The 20549-nt window shown below is 60.2% G+C and carries 19 protein-coding genes; 7 read left to right on the top strand and 12 right to left on the bottom strand.

Features of this window, described 5'->3' with window-relative positions; translation table 11 throughout:
* Position 1: 1 nt before the first annotated feature.
* The 8 genes from paaG to paaY form a co-directional block, all read right to left on the bottom strand.
* Positions 2-793, bottom strand: a complete 792-nt coding sequence (gene paaG, locus RV1423_RS19090) for a 2-(1,2-epoxy-1,2-dihydrophenyl)acetyl-CoA isomerase PaaG (protein WP_034300039.1) — start codon at positions 791-793, stop codon at positions 2-4.
* A gap of 17 nt (positions 794-810) precedes the next feature.
* Entirely contained in the window at positions 811-2469 is a 1659-nt protein-coding gene (gene paaN / locus RV1423_RS19085; RefSeq protein ID WP_034300037.1) for a phenylacetic acid degradation protein PaaN, read from the bottom strand.
* A gap of 47 nt (positions 2470-2516) precedes the next feature.
* Positions 2517-3590, bottom strand: coding sequence for a 1,2-phenylacetyl-CoA epoxidase subunit PaaE (gene paaE / locus RV1423_RS19080; RefSeq protein WP_034300034.1), 1074 nt, complete (start codon positions 3588-3590; stop codon positions 2517-2519).
* A gap of 42 nt (positions 3591-3632) precedes the next feature.
* Positions 3633-4163, bottom strand: a complete 531-nt coding sequence (paaD, locus tag RV1423_RS19075; RefSeq protein WP_034300032.1) for a 1,2-phenylacetyl-CoA epoxidase subunit PaaD — start codon at positions 4161-4163, stop codon at positions 3633-3635.
* Positions 4160-4912, bottom strand: coding sequence for a 1,2-phenylacetyl-CoA epoxidase subunit PaaC (gene paaC / locus RV1423_RS19070; protein ID WP_034300030.1), 753 nt, complete (start codon positions 4910-4912; stop codon positions 4160-4162). Before paaC ends, paaD begins: the two co-directional genes overlap by 4 nt.
* A gap of 22 nt (positions 4913-4934) precedes the next feature.
* Positions 4935-5219, bottom strand: coding sequence for a 1,2-phenylacetyl-CoA epoxidase subunit PaaB (paaB, locus tag RV1423_RS19065; protein ID WP_007878524.1), 285 nt, complete (start codon positions 5217-5219; stop codon positions 4935-4937).
* Between the two features lie 94 nt (positions 5220-5313).
* Positions 5314-6303 carry a 1,2-phenylacetyl-CoA epoxidase subunit PaaA gene (gene paaA / locus RV1423_RS19060; protein WP_034300027.1) on the bottom strand — a complete coding sequence of 330 codons (990 nt, stop codon included), beginning with the start codon at positions 6301-6303 and terminating at the stop codon, positions 5314-5316.
* 124 nt (positions 6304-6427) lie between these two features.
* Positions 6428-7030, bottom strand: a complete 603-nt coding sequence (paaY, locus tag RV1423_RS19055; RefSeq protein WP_034300025.1) for a phenylacetic acid degradation protein PaaY — start codon at positions 7028-7030, stop codon at positions 6428-6430.
* Between the two features lie 425 nt (positions 7031-7455).
* Here paaY and RV1423_RS19050 point away from each other — a divergent pair, with 425 nt between their 5' ends.
* The 7 genes from RV1423_RS19050 (at position 7456) to RV1423_RS19020 (ending at position 17119) form a co-directional block, all read left to right on the top strand.
* Positions 7456-8103, top strand: a complete 648-nt coding sequence (locus RV1423_RS19050; protein ID WP_034300023.1) for a TetR/AcrR family transcriptional regulator — start codon at positions 7456-7458, stop codon at positions 8101-8103.
* A 112-nt stretch (positions 8104-8215) separates the two neighbouring features.
* Complete coding sequence (locus RV1423_RS19045) at positions 8216-9370, top strand: ABC transporter substrate-binding protein (RefSeq protein ID WP_034300021.1); 1155 nt, start codon at positions 8216-8218, stop codon at positions 9368-9370.
* A gap of 128 nt (positions 9371-9498) precedes the next feature.
* Complete coding sequence (gene paaZ, locus RV1423_RS19040; RefSeq protein ID WP_034300019.1) at positions 9499-11556, top strand: phenylacetic acid degradation bifunctional protein PaaZ; 2058 nt, start codon at positions 9499-9501, stop codon at positions 11554-11556.
* A gap of 229 nt (positions 11557-11785) precedes the next feature.
* Positions 11786-12838: a branched-chain amino acid ABC transporter permease gene (locus tag RV1423_RS19035; RefSeq protein ID WP_034300094.1), complete on the top strand. Its 1053-nt coding sequence runs from the start codon at positions 11786-11788 to the stop codon at positions 12836-12838.
* Between the two features lie 10 nt (positions 12839-12848).
* Positions 12849-14639 (top strand): ATP-binding cassette domain-containing protein, encoded by a 1791-nt coding sequence (locus tag RV1423_RS19030; protein ID WP_051516785.1) that lies wholly within the window; start codon positions 12849-12851, stop codon positions 14637-14639.
* Positions 14639-15406: an ABC transporter ATP-binding protein gene (locus RV1423_RS19025; protein WP_051516784.1), complete on the top strand. Its 768-nt coding sequence runs from the start codon at positions 14639-14641 to the stop codon at positions 15404-15406. Before RV1423_RS19030 ends, RV1423_RS19025 begins: the two co-directional genes overlap by 1 nt.
* A 129-nt stretch (positions 15407-15535) precedes the next feature.
* Positions 15536-17119, top strand: a complete 1584-nt coding sequence (locus RV1423_RS19020; RefSeq protein ID WP_051516783.1) for a methyl-accepting chemotaxis protein — start codon at positions 15536-15538, stop codon at positions 17117-17119.
* Positions 17120-17274: 155 nt separating this feature from the next.
* Here the strand turns inward: RV1423_RS19020 and RV1423_RS19015 are convergent, their stop codons facing one another.
* Genes RV1423_RS19015 through RV1423_RS19000 form a run of 4 tightly spaced genes read right to left on the bottom strand, consistent with a single transcriptional unit; the run spans position 17275 to position 20521 of the window.
* Positions 17275-17982: an aspartate/glutamate racemase family protein gene (locus RV1423_RS19015; RefSeq protein ID WP_034300017.1), complete on the bottom strand. Its 708-nt coding sequence runs from the start codon at positions 17980-17982 to the stop codon at positions 17275-17277.
* A 24-nt stretch (positions 17983-18006) separates the two neighbouring features.
* Entirely contained in the window at positions 18007-18786 is a 780-nt protein-coding gene (locus RV1423_RS19010) for an ABC transporter ATP-binding protein (RefSeq protein ID WP_155835164.1), read from the bottom strand.
* A complete protein-coding gene (locus RV1423_RS19005; protein WP_034300015.1) occupies positions 18783-19574 on the bottom strand; it encodes an ABC transporter ATP-binding protein in 792 nt (263 codons plus the stop codon). The genes RV1423_RS19010 and RV1423_RS19005 overlap by 4 nt, the downstream gene beginning before the upstream one ends.
* Positions 19571-20521 carry a branched-chain amino acid ABC transporter permease gene (locus RV1423_RS19000; RefSeq protein WP_034300085.1) on the bottom strand — a complete coding sequence of 317 codons (951 nt, stop codon included), beginning with the start codon at positions 20519-20521 and terminating at the stop codon, positions 19571-19573. The genes RV1423_RS19005 and RV1423_RS19000 overlap by 4 nt, the downstream gene beginning before the upstream one ends.
* Positions 20522-20549 lie beyond the last annotated feature (28 nt).

Below are 20549 nucleotides of genomic sequence, written 5' to 3'. Positions count from 1 at the left end.
CTTATTCTCCGGTGAATTGCGGCGCACGCTTCTCAAGGAAAGCGGCGACGCCCTCCTTGTAATCGCGGCTGTGGCCGAGGGCGCGCATGCTGTCGCGTTCCAGCGCAAGTTGTTCTGTCAGCGTATGGGCCGGGCTTTGATAGATCGCCGCCTTGGTGTGCGCCAGCCCCTTGGTCGGCGCCGTGGCGAAATGCTGCGCCATCGCGCGCGCTTCCGTTTGCAGTTGATCGTCGTCGACGCATTTCCAGATCAGGCCCCATTGTTCAGCCTGTTCTGCACTGAGTTTGTTGCCCAGCATGGCCAGGCCCATCGCCCGCGCGGTGCCGACCAGACGCGGCAGGAAGTAGGTGCCGCCGGTATCCGGCAGTAGCCCGAGTTTGCAGAACACTTCGACGAAGCTGGCCGAACGAGCCGCCAACACAATGTCGCAAGCCAGCGGAATATTGGCGCCGGCGCCTGCCGCCACACCGTTGACCGCACAGATCACGGGGAAGGGCAGCGCGCGCAGCGATTGCACCAGCGGACCGTAGTACTTTTCAATCGACTCGCCCAGATCGACGGCGCTGTCGCCCGGTTTCACCGCACGGTCCGACAGATCCTGGCCGGCGCAAAAGCCGCGTCCGGCGCCGGTCAGCAGCAGCACGCGCACGCCGGCGTCGGCTTTGATCCTGTCAAGCGCATCACGTACTTCAAGATGCATGGCGACGGTGAAGCTGTTGAGCTTGTCGGGCCGGTTCAGCGTGATGACCGCGATGCCGCCGGTGTTTTCGAACAGAATGGATTCGTATTGCATGGCTGATTCCTTGATTTTCAAACGGGCTCGCGGGTCTGCACCACTCGGAAACGACCGGCGACAAAAGCAGAATCTGACAACGCAGCGTTGGCCGCCGGGTTCGCACCGGTTCCGTGGTAGTCGCTGAACGCCGCCGATTGATTGACGAACACGCCGCCGCTCAGATTGAGCGACAGCGCCACACCGGCATCGGCCGCGGCGTCGCCCAGTCTTTCCTTGACGACGGCGCTGGTCGTATAGGTAGAGAGCGACAGCGCGCCGTGGTCGTGCGCAGTCTTCTGCGCCAGCGCGATGCTGACGTCGGTGCTGTCGGTGGCGATGACGAACGAGATCGGTCCGAAGAATTCCTCCGTAACCGCCTTGTCATCCGCTGCCCTCACCAGCAACGGTGTACGGATGCGCGCGTCAGGGAATTGCGGATGCAGCAGCGTCATGCTGTCGAGCACCACTGCTCCGACCGAGCGGGCTGCGGCGATACGGTCGAGGACCGCAGTGTTCTGGATCGCGCCGAGCAGTTCCACCGCCTTGGCCGGGTCGCCGGTCAGCTTGCCGACGGCTTCACCGATGGCGGCGACGACGGCGTCGAAGCTCACGTGACCCTCGGCGGTGTCGATGCCGTCTTTGGGAATGTAGATGTTTTGCGGCGTGGTGCACATCTGGCCGGAATACAGCACCAGCGAGAAGGCGATGTTGCGCGCCATGCCCTTGAAATCTGCGGTCGAGTCGATGACGATCTGGTTGACGCCGGATTTCTCCGTGAAGACTTGCGCCTGCACCGCGTTACGCTCCAGCCAGTTGCCGTTGGCGGCGCTGCCGGTGAAGTCGATCAGCTTGATCTCCGGACGCAGGGCCAGATCGGTCGCGACCTGGTCGCCGGCTTCATGCGCGACCAGCGTGACGATGTCCGGGTCATAGCCGGCTTCTGCGATGACCGCGCGTGCGATCTCGACGGTGATTGCCAGCGGCAGGATGGCGCCAGGATGCGGTTTGACGATGACAGCGTTGCCGGTCGCCAGATCGGCGAACAGGCCCGGATAGCTGTTCCAGGTCGGGAAGGTGCAGCAGCCGATCACCAGGCCGATGCCGCGCGGCACGATGCGGAAGGTTTTTCGCATCTTCAGCGGATCGTGTTTGCCTTGCGGTTTTTCCCAATGCGCTTCGGCCGGAATGCGGCGGGTTTCTTCCCAGGCGTAAGCGATGGCCTCGACCGCCCGGTCCTGCGCGTGCGGGCCGCCGGCCTGGAACGCCATCATGTAGGCCTGGCCGGTGGTATGCATGACGGCGTGGGCGATTTCGAAGCTGCGCGCGTTGAGGCGACTGACGATTTCCAATGCGACGCCGGTCCAGATTTCCGGTCCTGCTTTGCGCCATGCCGCGCCGGCTGCGGTGACGCCTTGCAGCAACTGGTCGATGTCGGCTTTCGGATAGCTGATGCCCAGCGCCGGGCCGTAAGGCGAGACTTCGTTGCCGACGCGACCGACAGTGCCGACCTGATCGATCTCGAAAGGACGATTCAGGCGCGCGTCGAAAGCGGCCTTGCCGTCCTCGGCAGCGCTCTCGCCGTAGACGCGCGGACTCGGGCTTTCGCTGTACGGGCTCCAGTAGCCGCGCTCGGCGATGGCTTGCAACGCCTTGTCCAGCGTGGCGCGGTGGCGTTCAAATAAGGTGGTCGACATGCTGTCTCCTGAATGATTTGTGGTGTCGTCGCGGAATCGATGCCGATTCAGTTGTCCTGGTCGAAGTCGATCAGCAGCTTGTCGGTGACCGGGAAGCTCTGGCAGCTCAACACGAAGCCGCGCGCGATTTCGTAGTCTTCCAGGCAGTAGTTGGCGTCCATGTCGACCTTGCCTTCGACGATCTTGCAGCGGCAGGTGGCGCAGACGCCTCCCTTGCATGAGTAGCGCATGTCGATGCCGTGCTTCAGGCCGGCGTCGAGCAGCGACTCTTTTTCTTTCTCCATCGTGAAGACGGTGTGATAACCGTCGACGACCACCGTGACCTCGCATTCCTGCTTGCCGACGACCGGACGGGCCGCCACGGCCTTGTGTTTCGGGATGCTGGCAGCGAACAGTTCGACCTTGATGTCGGCCTTGTTCATGCCGTTGGCTTGCAGCGATTCGCTGACGGCGTTGAGCATGTCTTCCGGACCGCAAATGAAGGCGGCGTCGATATCGTCGAGATCGATCCACGACTTGAAGAACTGGTCGCATTTCTCACGCGTGATGCGGCCGTTGAACAATTCGACGTCCTGTTGCTCGCGGCTCATGACGTAGACGATGTTGAGGCGCTCCAGGTAGATGTCCTTCAGATCGGTCAGCTCTTCCTTGAAGATCACCGACGACGAGGCGCGGTTGCCGTAGATCAACGTGAAGCGGCTGTGCGGTTCGGTCAGCAGCGTGGTCTTGATGATCGACAGCATCGGCGTGATGCCACTGCCGGCGGCGAAGGCCAGGTAGTGCTTCTCGTTGCCGGCGTCCAGCGGCAGATTGAAGTGCCCCATCGGCGGCATTACTTGCAGGCTCTGGCCGGGCTTGAGCGTGTCGTTGGCCCACGTCGAAAAGATGCCGCCTTGCGTGCGCTTGATCGCCACGCGCAATTGCTCGTCCTGTACGGCGGAGCAGATCGAGTAGGAGCGGCGCAGGTCTTCGCCGTTGATCTCGGAGCGCAGCGTCAGGTGCTGGCCTTGCTTGTATCGAAAGGTATCCTTGAGTTCTGCCGGCACGTCGAAAGAGACGACAATGGTGTCGCGGGTGTCGTTCTTCACGCTGCCGACGGTCAGGGGATAAAATTTGCTCATGATGAGTGGTCTTCCTGATGTGCTGGGTTGCCTATTGATAAATCAATGGGCCTTGAAATAATCGAACGGCTCCAGGCAGTCCTTGCACTGATACAAAGACTTGCAGGAGGTCGAGCCGAACTGGCTGACGCAGACGGTGTGCAGCGAACCGCAATGCGGGCATGCCACTTTGGGCGCCTGCGAGCGCTTGCGGCTGATGCCGCTGATGTCGATGACCTGCTGCGCCGGCGGTGCAATGCCGTAATTCTTCAACTGGCTCTTGCCGTGCTCGCTCATCCAGTCGGTGCTCCAGGCCGGCGACAGCTTGGTCTGGATGGCGACGTCGGATATGCCGTGTTGTTGAAGCACGGCGATGATTTCTCTCGAAATCACGTTCATGGCGGGACAGCCGGAGTAGGTCGGCGTAATCACGACGGTGCAGTGCACTTCCTGACCGGAGGCGGCGCTCAGTTGTACTTCGCGCACGATGCCCAGGTCCACCACCGAAATCACCGGGATTTCAGGATCGGAGACCTGGTGCAGCCAGCTCCAGATTTGTTCCTGTAGCTGTCGATCGGAAGCGCAGGCGTTCACCAGGTCGCTCCAGGATAGGCGCGCTGCAGGAACTGCATTTCCGCCAGCAGGTAACCGAGATGTTCGGTGTGCTTGCCTTGCTTGCCGCCGCTTTGCATCCACGCGTCGGCCGACGGCATTTGCAAAGTCGCTTCGCTAAGAATTTCCTGCACGTGTTGCAACCATTGTGCGCGGATCTTATCCAGGGCAGGGGCGGCGCCTTCTTGCACCGCGGCCTGGTCGGCGGCGTCGCTGTTGAACATTTCGCCGGTGTACATCCATAACTGATCGATCGCCTGCTGCACCATGCGATGGCTCAGTTCGGTGCCGTCGCCGAGTCGCACGATCAGGTCACTGCTGCGACGGACGTGATAGGTCACTTCCTTGATCGATTTGAGCGCGATTTCAACGATGCGCGCATCGCTCGACTTCGCCAGTTCGTTGAGCAGGAAGTAATGCCATACGTCGAAGAAGAACTGACGAACCAGCGTGTCGGCGTAGTTGCCGTTGGGCTGTTCCACCAGCAGCAGGTTGCTGAACTGATGCGCATCGCGCAGAAAGGCCAACTGGTCTGCATTGCGCCCAGCGCCTTCCAGTTCGCCGGCGTACGACAGCCACAGCCGCGCCTGGCCGATCAAATCCAGTGCGACGTTGGTCAAGGCCATATCCTCTTCCAGCGCCGGTCCCTTGCCGCACCATTCGCACAGCCGCTGGCTGAGGATCAGCGCGTTGTCGCCGAGGCGGCGCACATAAGTTGCTTTATCTGACATGCCGATATCCTGAACGCGAGGTTTAAAGGTTCTTCACTTCTTCCGGCATCGGGAAGAAGGTCGGGTGGCGATACACTTTGTTGTTGGCCGGCTCGAATAGCGCCCCTTTGTCGCCGGGGCTGCTGGAAACGATATCGGCAGCGCGCACGACCCAGATGCCGACGCCTTCATTGCGGCGCGTGTAGACGTCGCGCGCGTTGTTGATCGCCATTTCGCCGTCGGGTGCGTGCAGGCTGCCGACGTGCTTGTGCGCGAGACCGTGCTGACTGCGGATGAAAACTTCCCATAGCGGCCATTCTTTACTCATCATCTTTTCCTTTTAACTGGACCGGCCTTGCGTTGAGAGAATCCGTGCAAGCCGGTCGTGGCTTTGTTGTATCGGTTGATCTATCTGTCGATTTTCATGCGGCTTGTTGCGCCGTCTGTTTCTTGTCGGCGTGGGCAACCAGCGCATCGCGGAACCAGGCGCCGTCGTCGTAGGCCTTCTTGCGGGTTTGCAGGCGCTCGCGGTTGCAAGGCCCGTTGCCGCGCAAGACGTTGTGGAATTCTTCCCAGTCGACCTCGCCAAAATCGTAGCGGCCGGTTTCTTCGTTCCATTTAAGGTCCGGGTCGGGGATGGTGAGACCGAGATATTCTGCTTGCGGCACCGTCTGGTCGACCATGCGCTGACGCAGCTCGTCGTTGGAGAACAGTTTGATGCGCCACTGTGCCGACTGGGCGCTGTTGACCGAGGCCGCGTCGGACGGACCGAACATCATCAGTGCCGGCCACCACCAGCGATTTATCGCATCCTGCGCCATCTGTTTCTGTTCGGGTGTGCCTTTGCACAACGCCATCATGATGTCGTAGCCTTGGCGTGCATGGAAGGATTCTTCCTTGCACACGCGCACCATGGCGCGCGCATAAGGGCCGTAAGAACAACGGCACAACGGAATCTGATTGATGATCGCAGAGCCGTCGACCAGCCAGCCGATCGCGCCCATGTCGGCCCAGGACAGCGTCGGGTAGTTGAAGATGCTCGAGTATTTCGCCTTGCCCGAATGCAGATCCGCCAGCAACTGATCGCGCGCTACGCCGAGGGTTTCGGCGGCGCTGTACAAATACAGGCCGTGCCCGGCTTCGTCTTGGATCTTGGCCAGAAGGACCGCCTTGCGTTCCAGCGTCGGCGCGCGCGTGACCCAGTTTGCTTCCGGCAACTGGCCCACGATTTCAGAGTGGGCGTGTTGCGATACTTGACGGATCAGCGTCTTGCGATAGGCTTCCGGCATCCAGTCTTTCGGTTCGATCTTGATGCCTTCGTCGATGCGCGTTTGGAAGGCGCGTTCTTCAGGACTCATTTCGTCGAGCGAACGCACGGTTTTGACTCCGGTTTCTACCAGTTGTGCATACATGATGGTTATCTCCACAAAGGAATAATCGGGCCGCTGGAGGAGTCGTTCGGCGACTCGGATAGCGGCTGAATTTTGTTGCGGCCGGTTCGGGCTGCGTTGTTCAATATATTTTCAAGCTGTGTTTTCAGCCCCGTTTCGCTGCGATCAGGGGCTCTACGGCGGGCGGTTTCAAGGTCGGGCGGTCGGCCTCGATCTGGTTGAGCGGCTGTACTTCTTGCATGCTGGCGAGGCAGCGCCTGGTCAGGTCCTGATAGGTACGTGTGCCTTCGCGCTTCCAGGCGATTTCCTGTTCGCTGAGTTCGCGCAGGATCTTCGCCGGTACCCCGGCGGCCAGCGAACGCGGTGGAATCTTCATGCCGGCGCGAATAAATGCGCTGGCGGCGACGATGGCTTCTTCGCCGACTTCGGCGTCGTCCATGACGACGGCATTCATCCCAACCAGCGCATCGCGACGGACCACACAGCTATGCAGCACGGCGCCGTGGCCGATGTGACCGTTTTCTTCCACGATCGTGTCGTGTCCGGGGAAACCGTGGACCACGCAAGTGTCTTGCACGTTGGCGCCACGGTGCAGCACGATACGACCGAAATCGCCGCGCAGACAGGCGGCCGGTCCGATATAGCAGTCCGGTCCGACAATGACGTCGCCAATCAGCACGGCTGTCGGATGGACATAGGCGCTCGGAGCAACGACCGGAATCACGCCTTCTATCGAATAACACGGCACTGCTGTCTCCTTATATGACCTGTTGCCCGGCCTTGGCTCTGGCAAGGTGCAGGGATTTTTAACGTCTTGAGACGTTTGTTTCTGGCTCGCCGGGCGTTTCAAAAAACATTTGCCTGGCACCGGATTTTGGTTAATAATAAATTCAACCGACCGGTCGGTCAATAATGTTTTTAAGATTTTTCGCTAGTTGTGCGGTCTTTTTTGCGTTTGGTAGTACGCGCTGAAGCCACGTCCAGAGCGGAAGAGAGAGATGTTTTGATTCGGTCGGAAAATGGTTTTGCGTTCTTTCAGCATGACGCGACATGCCGGAATGCCAGCACGAACTTGAGCAGCGACAAGTGACTGTCAACCGGTAACACCGCGAAATAAGCCTTGATTTGCGGCACAATCATGGCTTCTTGGAAATTGTTGAAAGGACGAAAACTATGCCACGCAAGCGTGCAGCAAGATTTGACAACCAACGCGAGCTCATCATTGAGCACGCCGCGATATTGTTTGCGCGTAATGGTTTTCCCGGCACCTCAATGAATGAAGTGGCGGAAGCCTGCGGTTTATCGAAGGCTTCCCTGTACCACTATGTGTCGGATAAGTACCAGTTGTTGATGTACATCTGCGAAGGGCACATTGAGCGTCTGTGTGCGCTGGTCGATGAAGTCGGTGAGTTGGACTTGGCTCCGGAGCCGCGTCTGCGTCTGATGGTTCAGCGCTTCGTCGAAGAATATGCCGACGCTCAGAACGAGCATCGGGTACTGACGGAAGACGTGCGCTTTTTGGAAGCCAAGGACCAGAAACGCATTCTTGGCGGTGAACGCAAGGTGGTGGAAGCCATGGCGCAGGCCATGATCGGGGTGCGCTCCGATCTGGACGCCAGCAGGATGGCCAAGCCTTTGGCCATGCTGTTGTTTGGCATGATCAACTGGATGTTCATGTGGCTTAAGCCGGGCGGCGAGTTAACGCACGAAAGAATGGCGGTGGTGGTGTCCGATTTACTGTTCGGCGGCATCGGCGCAGTGAATCTGGACGATACGAGCGGTAAAGATAAACCGCAAAAAGAGCAGAAGCAGCAGAGGTGATCCGGACTCCAGGTTGAGAATCGGTCACTTCTGAGAAGAACAAGAACGGACGGCCATAAGCCGATCCGTTCGAACAGAAGTAACCACAAAATCAACCAAGGAGACTGCAAGAATGAAATTCGCCCATAAAGCAGGTGCGCTCGCGGCGTTATTGATGCTGAGTTGTGCAAGCCTTGCTCATGCCGACATCAACGTCGGCGTCACACTCTCGACTACCGGACCCGCTGCATCGCTGGGTATTCCCGAGAAGAATACTATTGCTTTGCTGCCTGCCGTCATCGGCGGGCAGAAGGTCAATTACATTGTGCTGGACGACGCGTCCGACACTACGCAAGCGGTCAAGAACACTCGCCGCTTCATTTCTGAAAACAACGTCGACGTCATTATCGGTTCGACTGTCACTCCGAACTCCTTATCGATGATCGAAGTGGTCGCGGAAGCGCAGACGCCCATGATTTCGTTGGCGGCCTCGTCGCGTATCGTCGAGCCGATGGATGCGAAGAAGAAATGGGTCTTCAAGACTCCGCAAAACGACATCATGATGTCGTTGGCGATCGTGCAGGACATGGTGGCGCGCGGCGTAAAGCGGGTTGGATTCATCGGTTTCTCAAGCGCGTATGGGGAAGGCTGGTATAGCGAATTCAGCAAGGCGGCAGCGCTGAAGAAAATCGAAATCGTCAGTAACGAACGGTTTGCGCCGACCGATACATCCGCCACCGCGCAAGCGCTCAAGATCATGTCCGCCAAGCCTGACGCCGTGTTGATCGCCAGCTCGGGTACGCCGTCGGTAGTGCCGCAACGCGCGCTCAAGGAGCGCGGTTATCAAGGCCAGATCTATCAGACCCACGGGGTGGCCAACGCAGACTTCCTGCGCGTCGGCGGCAAGGTTGTGGAAGGCACGCTGCTACCCTCCGGCCCGGTGCTGGTTGCGGCGCAATTGCCGGCCGATCATCCGGTGCGCAAGGTGGCGTTGGATTATGTGGCCAGGTACGAAGCTGCCAACGGCAAGGACTCCGTCTCGCTGTTCGGCGGCTACGCCTGGGATGCAGGCCTGCTGCTGCAAGCCGCCGTGCCGACCGCGCTCAAGAAGGGCAAGCCGGGTACGCCTGAATTCCGCGCTGCGTTGCGCGACGCATTGGAAGCCAGCAAGAACGTCAACGGCGTTCATGGCGTCTACAACATGTCCGCCACCGACCATCTCGGTCTCGACCAGCGCGCCCGCGTGATGGTGAAGATCGTTAATGGCGCGTGGAAATACCAGCCTTAAAAACGACTTCATCAGCAACGCATTGACCGACGGGCAGGGCGGCTTGGATCAGCGCCTTGGCCGTTTTTCTATCGGTTGCATCGATATCTCAGTACTTCAGTTCATCAGAGTCAACAACGGAAACAGCAATGACAGCACAATCCACACTATTGCAAAGCTACATCGCCGGTCGCTGGGTCGGGGCCTCCGCCGCCCAGCCGCTCAACAGCGCCGTCAACGGCCGCCTCGTCGCCTCTACGCATGCCGAGCGCATCGATTTCGACGAAGCCGTGACCTATGCCCGCAAACAGGGACTGCCCGCCCTGCTGGCGCTGGACTTTCAACAGCGCGCCGGCATCTTGCGCGCGCTGGCGAAGTACCTCAACGAACACAAGGAACAGCTTTACGCCGTCTCCGCCCATACCGGCGCGACGCGCGCCGATAGTTGGATCGACATTGAAGGCGGTTCGGGCACCTTGTTCGCATACGCCAGCGTGGGCGGCAATGAATTCCCGTCGGGTAATCTGGTGCATGAAGGTCCTGCGATCCCGCTGGGCAAACAGGGCAAGTTCGCCGGCACCCATATTCTGGTGCCGCGCCGCGGCGTGGCCGTGCACATCAACGCGTTTAATTTTCCGATCTGGGGCATGCTGGAGAAGTTCGCGCCGACTTTCCTTGCCGGCATGCCTTGCCTGGTCAAGCCGGCCACGGCAACCAGCTATCTGACGGAAGCTGCAGTACGCCTGATCGATGCCTCGGGCCTGTTGCCGGCCGGTAGCCTGCAACTGATCATCGGCGGCACAGGCGATCTGCTCGACCGTCTGCAAGGACAGGACGTGGTCACCTTCACCGGCTCGGCCGACACCGCTGCCAAGTTGCGCGCGCATCCGAACCTGATCCGCAATTCGGTGCCGTTCAACGCCGAAGCCGATTCGCTAAACTGTGCGATTCTCGGCCCGGACGTCACGCCCGACGACGAAGAGTTCGATCTGTTCGTCAAGGAAGTGGCGCGCGAGATGACCACCAAAGCCGGTCAGAAATGCACCGCCATCCGTCGCGCCATCGTGCCGCGCCGGCATATCGATGCCGTGGCCGAACGCTTGCGCGCGCGTCTGGCCAAGACCGTCGTCGGCGATCCTTCGCTCGAGCAAGTGCGCATGGGGCCGCTGGCTTCCAAAGCGCAGCAGCACGACGTGGCTGAACGTCTGGCTTTGCTGAAAGCCGGCAACGAACAGATCTTCGGTGCCGGCGACGGCTTCAACCCGGTCGGCGACGCCGTCGGCGACGGTGCGTTCTTTGCTCCGACGCTGTTGCTGTGCCGTGACGGCATCGCCAATCCGGCGGTACACGACGTCGAAGCATTCGGCCCAGTCAGCACCCTGATCGCGTATGACGACTTCGACAGCGCCCTCGATCTGGCCGCACGCGGCCGGGGCAGTCTGGTCGGCAGCCTGGTTACGCACGATCCCAAGGTTGCGGCCAAAGCGATCCCTGTCGCGGCGGCATGGCATGGCCGCTTGCTGATCCTGGACCGCGAAGCGGCGGTGGAATCCACTGGTCATGGCTCGCCCTTGCCGCAGCTAAAACACGGCGGCCCCGGTCGCGCCGGCGGCGGCGAAGAGTTGGGCGGATCCCGTGCGGTCAAGCACTATCTGCAACGCGCCGCGGTGCAAGGCTCGCCGACCATGCTGGCGGCCGTCACCGGAGAACATGTGCGCGGCGCGACGGTGCGCGAATCGGACATCCATCCATTCCGTCATTATTTTGACGACCTGCAGATCGGCGACTCGCTGCTGACGCACCGCCGCACCGTGAGTGAAGCCGATATCGTCAACTTCGGGGGCTTGTCGGGCGACTATTTTTATATGCACTTCGACGAGATCGCCGCCAGGGAATCGCCGTTCGGCAAGCGCATCGCCCACGGTTACTTCGTGCTGTCGGCAGCAGCCGGCTTGTTCGTATCGCCGGCGCCGGGCCCCGTGTTGGCCAACTACGGTCTGGACACGCTGCGCTTCGTCAAACCGGTCGGCATCGGCGACACGATCCGCGCACGCCTGACCTGCAAACGCAAGATCGACCGCAACAAGAAAGACGCCAATGGCGTCGGTCAGGGGGTGGTTGCATGGGATGTCGAGGTGACCAACCAGGACGGTGAGCTGGTGGCGTCGTACGACATCCTGACGTTGGTTGCGAAGAAGAATTCCTGATCGCCATCGATCACGAAGCGCAAAGACCAGCGACAACGATCAACAACAAAAATCCTGCGGCATCGTTCACTGCGCCGTGCAGCGTAGCGATGGCAAGCAGGAGCGAAAGCGGCGGCAACGCCGCTTTCGCATACAGACATTTCAATCTGTGCGGCAGGCAGCAAGAGCAAGGGATTTTTCGCATATTCCGAGCCCTGCGCCTGCAACGTGCAACTTAGGGAGGATGGACGTGGACGCAAGTATTGTTGCGGTCTTGGTGCAAGACGGCATGACGACGGGTGCAATTTACGCCTTGCTGTCGCTGGCATTGGTACTGGTTTTTTCGGTGACGCGAGTCATCTTGTTGCCGCAAGGCGAATTTGTCGCCTTTGGTGCATTGACCCTCGCTGCGATTCAGGGCGGGCATGCGCCGCGGACTGCGCTGCTGCTGGTGGCGCTGGGTGTGGCGACGCTCTTGTGCGAACTGGCGAGCAATCTCCGCAGCGCCGATCGCCGCAGCAAGTTGCCCGGCTTGTTGCCGGCGCTGGTTGCTAAATATCTGCTGTTTCCCGCTGCTTTGTACACCGTCACGCTGCATGTCCCGCTTAAGGAACTGTCGATGCTGGCGCAAATCGCTCTGGCGCTGGCCATCGTGGTGCCGATGGGGCCGATGGTGTATCGCATCGCGTATCAGCCGCTGGCACACGCCAGTATTCTGGTGCTGCTGATCGTGTCGCTGGGTGTGCATCTGGCAATGGTCGGTCTTGGCCTGTTGATGTTCGGCCCGGAAGGTTCCAACACCTTGCCGTTCACCGATGTGCAATTCAGTATCGGCGGGATGACGATTTCCGGTCAGAGCCTGATCGTGATCGGCACCGTGATCGCGTTGATCGTCGGCATCTATTTCTATTTTGAGCGTTCGTTGTCCGGCAAGGCATTGCGAGCCACTGCGGTTAATCGTCTCGGCGCGCGACTGGTCGGTATCGGCACCAACCAGGCCGGCAAGCTTTCATTCACGCTCGCCGCCGGCATCGGCGCCTTGTGCGGCATCTTGATCGCGCCGTTCACGATCATCAATTACGAGTCAGGTTTTCTGATTGCCCTCAAGGGGTTCGTTGGGGCGATTTTCGGCGGCATGGCAAGTTATCCGATTGCCGCCATCGGCGCCATCGGCGTCGGTCTGATCGAAAGCTTTTCCTCGTTCTGGGCCAGTTCGTTCAAGGACCTCATCGTCTTCACCGTGATCATCCCCGTATTGCTATGGCGCTCGCTGACCAGCAATCACATCGACGAAGAAGCCTGAGGTGGAACACATGAAAAACAAATTCGTTCTCTCCGGCGTCGCACCGGCCGTCGTTCTTTTATTGGTTCTGTCTTTACCGTTTATGTCGGTGCCGCCGTTCTGGATCACCTTGCTTTCTTACGTCGGCTTGTACAGTATCGTCGCGCTCGGCCTTGTGATGCTGACCGGCGTGGCCGGCCTGACTTCCTTCGGCCAGGCGGCTTTCGTCGGCATCGGCGCATATACGACGGCCTATGTGACTACCCAGTTCGGCTTGTCGCCGTGGATCGGCCTCTTGGCCGGCTTGCTCATCACCGGCGCGTCGGCGCTGCTGATCGGCGTGTTCACGATGCGCATTTCGGGTCACTATCTGCCCCTGTCGACGATTGCCTGGAGTTTGTCGCTGTACTTCCTGTTCGGCAACCTGGAGAGCCTCGGCAAGTACGACGGCATCGGCGGCATTCCTTCGATTGCGCTGTTCAATTTTGAATTCAGCAGCGGTCGATCGATGTATGTACTGATCTGGGTGGTGGTGATTCTGGCGCTGATCTCGGTCAGGAACTTCCTCAATTCGCGTACCGGTCGGGCAGTGCGCGCGCTCAAGTTCGGCTATGTCATGCCGGAAGCGATGGGCGTCAATACTGCCTGGATCAAGATCGTCATCTTCGCCTACGCCGCCATGTTGGCCGGCGTATCCGGCTGGCTGTACGCGCATTTGCAGCACGCGGTCAACCCGACGCCGTTCGGCCTCAAATACGGCATCGACTATCTGCTGATGGTGGTCGTCGGCGGGGCAGGCTACGTCTGGGGTGCGCTGCTTGGCGCCGGTCTGATCACCTTGTTGGGAAACTTCTTGCAGGAGTGGCTGCCGAGCTTGCTCGGCACCGGCGGCAACTTCGAGGCGATCGTGTTCGGCATCGCGCTGGTGCTGTTCCTGCAATATGCCAACGAAGGCTTGTGGCCGTTCATTCAGGCGCGCTTTCCCGGCAAGCCGTCGGCCAGGGCTCCAGACCGGGCGCCGGCTTTGGCGCAGAAAAGCAAGCCCGCCGCCGGTGACGTCATTCTCGACGTCAAGGCTGCGCGCAAGCAGTTCGGCGGCCTGGTGGCGGTCAACGACGTGAGTTTCTCGGTCAAGGCTGGCGAAGTGGTCGGGCTGATCGGTCCCAACGGGGCGGGCAAATCGACCACCTTCAATCTGGTAACGGGGGTCTTGCCGATCACCAGCGGCGAGGTCAACTATCGCGGCCGCTCGATCGCCGGTCTGTCGTCGCGGCAGATTGCCAGCCGCGGCATCGCACGCACTTTCCAGCATGTGCGTCTGGTCCCGGGAATGAGTGTGCTCGAGAACGCTGCAATGGGTGCTTATCTGCGCGGCGATCATGCCGATCAGGGCGGCGCGCTGGCCAGCATCCTGCGCCTGAACCGCAAGGAAGAAGACAAGATCCTGCTCGAAGCCAAACGCCAGCTCGAACGCGTCGGCCTCGGCGACATGCTCTATCGCCCGGCAGGCAGTCTGGCACTGGGTCAGCAGCGGATTCTTGAAATCGCCCGCGCGCTATGCTGCGATCCTGCCTTGCTGCTGCTTGATGAGCCGGCCGCCGGTTTGCGCTACAAGGAAAAGCAGGCCTTGTCCGAGCTATTGAAAAAACTGCGCGCCGAAGGCATGGCCGTGCTGCTGGTCGAGCACGACATGGACTTCGTGATGCAACTGACCGATCACATCGTGGTCATGGAATTCGGCACCAAGATCGCCGAGGGAACGCCGGCGCAGATTCAGGTACATCCTGCGGTGCTGGAAGCCTATCTGGGAGGAGTGGAGTGATGAGCGCCAATGCAGCGAATAACAATGGCGGGGAAATCCTGCTCGACGTCAGCAACCTGCACGCTCATTACGGCAAGGTCGAAGCGCTGCACGGCGCCAGGCTGCAGGTGCGCGCCGGTCAGATCGTTACCGTTATCGGCCCCAACGGCGCCGGCAAGTCGACGCTCCTGAACGCCATCATGGGCGCCTTGCCGACCAGCGGCACAGCGAGCGGCAAGGTCAACTATCTCGGCCAGGAGCTGGCCAGCATGGAAGTGGAAGACCGCGTCGCGCGCGGCTTGTGCCTGGTGCCGGAAAAGCGTGAGCTGTTCGCCACCATGAGCGTCGAAGACAATCTGCAACTCGGCGCCTACAAGCGCAAGAAGAACGGCGAAGCCAATTACATGGACCAGCTCGAATCGGTTTATGACTTGTTCCCGCGCTTGCTGGAGCGCCGCAGGCAGGCGGCCGGCACGCTGTCGGGGGGCGAGCGCCAGATGCTGGCGGTCGGCCGCGCGTTGATGTCGAAGCCGCGGGTGCTGATGCTGGATGAGCCGAGTCTCGGACTGGCGCCACTGATCACCAAGGAGATATTTCACATCATCAGCGACTTGCGCAAGACGGGCGTCGCGACTTTGCTCATTGAGCAGAACGCGCGCGCTGCCTTGCAGGTCGCAGATTATGCCTACGTGCTGGAGATGGGGGAGTCCGTCATGGAAGGTCCCGCAGCCGAGCTTGCGACGAATAAGCAGATTGTCGAGAGCTATCTGGGATTTTCCAAGCATTGAAGCCAGGCAAGAAAATTATCGCAGAAAAGATCATCGGAAAATGAGTAATCAAGAACGCGCAATCAACAACGAAACGAACTGCGATCGAAAAAAGCTAAGAGAACAAGCTGCAATGAGGGAGTGAGAAAAATGAACTTGCGTCAGTTTTCGATTGGTTTGCGTCTAAGCGGCGGATTCGTCCTGCTGTTTGCACTGGTGGCCGTAGTCGGCATTGCGATTTCCGTTCAGGTTTCTTCATTGCAAAGCGGATTGTCGGCGCAGCTCGGACACATCGCGAGGGATCTGTCTCCTTTGCACAGGAATGCCATTGCTGCGGCATTGGCCAATTCCGATGCGGCCTACCATGTACTGGCGAAATTGGCCGTCGTCAGCAGCATCGCTCTCATTTTGATTTGCGGTATTGTTGTATGGCGGCTTAGCCGCAGCATCACTTCGCCGTTGCAAGCCGCAGTATCCATTGCCCGACGCGTCGCGACAGGCGACCTATCGTCCCAAGTGACTGTTGTCGGCCGTGACGAGATCACCGAATTGCTGCGTGCACTATCGGCCATGAATCAGAGTTTGCTGAAAATAGTCGGGGAGGTCCGTTCCAGCACGCAGGTGATTTCCGGCGCGTCCAGCGAGATTGCATTGGGTAACAGTGAGCTGTCTTCACGCACAGAAGCGCAGGCGAGTTCATTGGAGCAGACCGCTGCGTCAATGGAGCAACTGACCGCTACCGTAACGCAGAATGCCGATCATGCCATGCGCGCCAATCAGATCGTCGAAGCAGCCTCTCGATTTGCCGCTAAAGGCGGGCAAGTGGTAAGTCAGGTACTTGAGACCATGGGTTCGATCAACGATTCGTCGCGCAAGATAGTGGATATCATCGGAGTCATCGATGGCATCGCTTTCCAGACCAATATTCTCGCGCTGAACGCTTCGGTGGAAGCTGCGCGCGCAGGTGAGCAGGGACGGGGCTTTGCCGTGGTAGCTTCGGAAGTGCGCAACCTGGCGCAGCGTTCGGCTGTCGCTGCAAGAGAGATAAAATTATTGATCAACGACTCGGTGCAGAAAGTACAGAGCGGCAATGCGCTGGCTGATCAAGCAGGCAGCACAATACTGGAGATCGTTGATTCAGTGCAGCATGTCGAACGCATCATTGTCGAGATAACTCAAGCCAGTAAAGAACAGAGCAGCGGTATCGCCGAGATCAATCAGGCGGTGACACAAATGGATCAAATGACGCAAAAAAATGCAGCCATGGTCGAACAGGCTGCATCATCCGCAATGAAGATGCAGGAGCTGGCGACGTCGCTGGCGCAATCTGTCAGCGCGTTTAGACTGGAAAATCATGCTCAAGACGCTGTGTCCATGGTCCAGCGAGCGGTGCAGCACGTGAGACAGAAAGGCAAGGAAGCCGCACTTCAGGATTTCAGCCGCCCAGCGCCGGAGTTCAAGCAACGAGATCTCTATATCAATGTCATCGACCTCGACGGCAACACGCTCGCGCACGGCGAAAATGCCAAGCTGATCGGACGCAATCTGATCGATCTGAAAGACGCGGACGGCAAGCTCTTCATCAAGCATTTTGTGGATACGGCGAAAAGCGCAGGAAAAGGATGGATCGACTATCGGTGGCCCAATCCGGTGACAGCGATATTGGAAGAAAAAACCACTTATATTGAAGAGATCAACGGTCTTGTCATCGGCTGTGGGATTTACAAGGGCTGAGATCCCCTCGATGCAGTGGATCTATTGATCTGTTGATCTGCTTCAGTCAGATCCACTGAACGCTTGGATCAGGTCAATATCGGCCGAGGCGACGTCGGATCGCCCGACGCCACGAGCCGGGTCCGGCTGGGTGGGCGCCGCTTTTCAGAAATATCTCAGAGGTATTGCTTGGGCAGCGGATAGTTCCAGTCTCCGCGCTTGCTGGTGTGCAGCCCGAGCCTGACGAGGCCTTCGGCAAAGGTCACCGCCGCGCTGACCCCGTCGATTACCGGCACGCCGAGCTCCTTGCCGATGGCTTGGCAGAGATCGGCCATGCCGGCGCAACCGAGTACGATGCAGTCGACGTCGTCCTTGGCCAGCGCGAGACGGCATTCCTGCATGATGGAGGCGTAAGCCTGCGACGCAGGGTTCTCCAGTTCGAGCACGGCGATTTCGCAGGCGCGGATGTTGCGGCAGAAGCGTTGCATGCCGTAGCGTTCGGCCAGATGGGCTGCGATGCTGCGGGTCCTGCCGAGCGTGGTGACGATGCTGAAATGTTTGCCGACGAAACTGGCGGCGTGCATGGCCGCTTCGGCGATGCCGAACACCGGACCGCGGGCGATTTCGCGCGCGGCGTCGAGACCCGGGTCGCCGAAACACGCAATGATGTGCGCATCGGCGCCGGCGTTTTCGGCGCGGCGGATTTCGGCCAGCAGGCCGGGCAGGCACATGGCTTCGTCGTAATGGCCTTCGATCGAGACCGGGCCGCTGGCCGGGTTGCAGGCCTGGATTTCAGTGCCTGGCGAAGCGGCCTGCCGCGCGCAATCGCCGATCTTGGCGGTCATGCTGGCGGTGGTGTTGGGATTGACGATATTGATTTTCACGTTGTCTCGCAGTTGTTGTCTACCTCAGGCGCCAAGATAGAGGCGCTTGATGTCGGGGTGGTCGAGCAGCTCGCGCGACGCGCCCTCCAGTTCGATGCGTCCGGTCGCGAGGATGTAGGCGTAGCGCGAGATCATCAGCGCCATGCGGCTATTCTGTTCGACCAGCATGATGGTGACGCCTTCGTCGCGGTTGATTTCGAGGATGGTGCGCGCGATCAGGCGGATGAATTGGGGCGCGATGCCGAGCGACGGTTCGTCGAGCAGCAGCAGGCACGGACGCGCCATCAGCGCGCGCCCGATCGCGACCATCTGCTGCTCGCCGCCCGACAAACTCGACGCCTGCTGGCCGAAGCGTTCCTTCAGGCGCGGGAATCGCGTCAGCACCTTGTCCAGGTCCGCCGCGATGCCGCCCTTGTCCGAGCGCGTGTAGGCGCCCATCAGCAGGTTGTCCTTGATCGACATGAAAGGGAATACGCGGCGGCCTTCCGGCACCATCGCTACGCCCTGTTCGACCAGCTTGTGCGCCGAAGTGCCGGTGACGTCGCTGCCGTTGAGCAGCACCTTGCCGCCGCAGATCGGCGACAGCCCGGTGACGGCGCGCAGCGTCGACGACTTGCCTGCTCCGTTGGCGCCGATCAGCGCCACCACGCTGCCCTGATCGATGCGCAGGCTGACGTCCTGCAGCGCGCGCACCTGGCCGTAGTTGAGCGAGACGTTCTGCAGTTGCAGATGCGGGATGGCGAGCGCGGCTGTGTTTGCTGTTGTGGCTGCGCCGGACGCAGCAGTTTCCAATGTTGCGTTCATAGTCCGAGGTCCTCGTCTTCCTTGCCAAGGTAGGCTTCGATCACTTGCTCGTTGTTGCGGATCTGTTCGGGATTGCCTTCGGCGATTTTCTTGCCGAAGTAGAGGACATGGATGTGGTCGGAGATTTTCATGACGGCTTTCATGTCGTGTTCCACCAGCAGAATGGAAACGCCGCTGGCGGCGATCTTGCGCGTCAGTTCAACGGCGCGGTCTGTTTCATCGGGATTGAGTCCGGCGTAAGGTTCGTCGAGCAGCAGAACCTTCGGACCGGCCGCCATGCCCATGGCGATGCCGAGCAGGCGCAGGTAACCGTGCGGCAAGGTCTTGGCGACGCTGTCGGCAACGCCGTCGAGATCGAGGAAGCGCAGGATGTCGAGCGCGTCGGAACGCATGCGCTCTTCGTCGCGGCGCGCCGAGGCTGTGTTGGCGAACACCTGCATGTCGCTGGCCGTACGCGATAGCTGGCGGGCGAGGGCGACGTGCTCGAGCGCGCTCAGTTCCGGGAAGATCGTGGTTTCCTGGAACGTGCGCACTAATCCGCGGGCGGAGATCTTGTGCGGTGTCAGGCCGGTGATGTCCTCGCCGAACAGGCGCACCTTGCCAGCGGTGGGCGTGCAGAAACCGGCCAGCATCTTGAAGAAGGTGCTCTTGCCGGCGCCGTTGGGCCCGATCACCGAGGTGATCGTGCCGGTTTCCGTACCCAGCGAGAGCGACACGTTGTCGTTGGCCAGCAGGCCGCCGAAGCGTTTGCTCAGGCCGCTGGCTTCGAGGATGATCCGCGCGCTCATTCCACCGCTCCTTGGCGGAACCGTGCCGCGAACGGGAAACCGCGCAGCGCCATCAGGCCGTTCGGCAGCGTCAGCATGACGACGATCATCAGCACGCCATAAATCAGCGACTGATATTGCTGGAAATCCTGCAACAGTTCGAACAGGATGGTCAGCGCGAACGCGCCTATCATGGCGCCGCTGACATACTCCAGTCCGCCGAGGAAGCAGAACAACATGTAGTAGATGCTGTGCTCGACCGTGAAGCTTTGCGGGTACACGCTCTGCGTGAATACCGCGAAGTAGCTGCCGCCCAGGCCGCCCAGCGCGCAGGCGATGGCGAAGGCCATGATGCGATAGCGCCAGACGTTGACGCCGAAACTCTCGGCCAGGTCTTCATTGAGGCGCATGGCGCGGAAGATGCCGCCCAGGCGTGAATAGTGCACGCGCCAGACCACCGCGAGCGCGACCGCCAGCAGCACCACGCCGAGGTAGTACAGCGGCAGCGCGGAGTCGCCCGCGAACGGTTGCGGCAGACCGGTGATGCCCTTGGAGCCTTGCGTCAGATCGCCGCCGTTGAGGAAGGCCAGCCGGATCGCTTCGGTCAGGCAAATCGTCAGCATCGAGAAATAGATGCCCTTGAGCTTGAGGATGACGCTGCCGATCAGCGCGCCGCACAGCGCCGACACCAGGCACGACAGGGGCAGCGCGATCCAGAAACTGAGGCCGGCCTTGGCGATCAGGATCGCCGTGACGTAGCCGCCGATCAGCGCGAACCCGGCCTGGCAGATGTTGATGCGGCCGATGCAGAAGGTCAGCCATACGCCGCTGGCGATGACCGCGACGCCGGCGCAATTCATCAGCACCGACATCAGGTAGCGTGAGTGGCCGATGCTCAGCGGCAGTACCAGTAGCGCGCCGAGTACCAGCAGGATTACCGAGAAGTCGCGGCGTTTATCGCGCTTCATGGAGCCTCGCGAAAGCAGGGAAGAGGTA

Source organism: Herbaspirillum sp. RV1423, from assembly GCF_000577615.1.
GTDB lineage: Bacteria > Pseudomonadota > Gammaproteobacteria > Burkholderiales > Burkholderiaceae_D > Herbaspirillum.
The sequence above is the reverse complement of the archived record's forward strand: the minus strand, read 5'-3'. Positions and strand labels throughout refer to the sequence as shown.

Coding starts and splice junctions, on each gene's coding strand:
- RV1423_RS19005 (WP_034300015.1), bottom strand. CDS start 19,574: ATGAGCGCGCGGATCATCCTCGAAGCCAGCGGCCTGAGCAAACGCTTC.
- paaA (WP_034300027.1), bottom strand. CDS start 6,303: ATGTATGCACAACTGGTAGAAACCGGAGTCAAAACCGTGCGTTCGCTC.
- paaB (WP_007878524.1), bottom strand. CDS start 5,219: ATGAGTAAAGAATGGCCGCTATGGGAAGTTTTCATCCGCAGTCAGCAC.
- RV1423_RS19010 (WP_155835164.1), bottom strand. CDS start 18,786: ATGAACGCAACATTGGAAACTGCTGCGTCCGGCGCAGCCACAACAGCA.
- paaC (WP_034300030.1), bottom strand. CDS start 4,912: ATGTCAGATAAAGCAACTTATGTGCGCCGCCTCGGCGACAACGCGCTG.
- RV1423_RS19000 (WP_034300085.1), bottom strand. CDS start 20,521: ATGAAGCGCGATAAACGCCGCGACTTCTCGGTAATCCTGCTGGTACTC.
- RV1423_RS19045 (WP_034300021.1), top strand. CDS start 8,216: ATGAAATTCGCCCATAAAGCAGGTGCGCTCGCGGCGTTATTGATGCTG.
- RV1423_RS19050 (WP_034300023.1), top strand. CDS start 7,456: ATGCCACGCAAGCGTGCAGCAAGATTTGACAACCAACGCGAGCTCATC.
- RV1423_RS19030 (WP_051516785.1), top strand. CDS start 12,849: ATGAAAAACAAATTCGTTCTCTCCGGCGTCGCACCGGCCGTCGTTCTT.
- paaE (WP_034300034.1), bottom strand. CDS start 3,590: ATGAGCAAATTTTATCCCCTGACCGTCGGCAGCGTGAAGAACGACACC.
- RV1423_RS19025 (WP_051516784.1), top strand. CDS start 14,639: ATGAGCGCCAATGCAGCGAATAACAATGGCGGGGAAATCCTGCTCGAC.
- paaZ (WP_034300019.1), top strand. CDS start 9,499: ATGACAGCACAATCCACACTATTGCAAAGCTACATCGCCGGTCGCTGG.
- RV1423_RS19020 (WP_051516783.1), top strand. CDS start 15,536: ATGAACTTGCGTCAGTTTTCGATTGGTTTGCGTCTAAGCGGCGGATTC.
- paaG (WP_034300039.1), bottom strand. CDS start 793: ATGCAATACGAATCCATTCTGTTCGAAAACACCGGCGGCATCGCGGTC.
- paaN (WP_034300037.1), bottom strand. CDS start 2,469: ATGTCGACCACCTTATTTGAACGCCACCGCGCCACGCTGGACAAGGCG.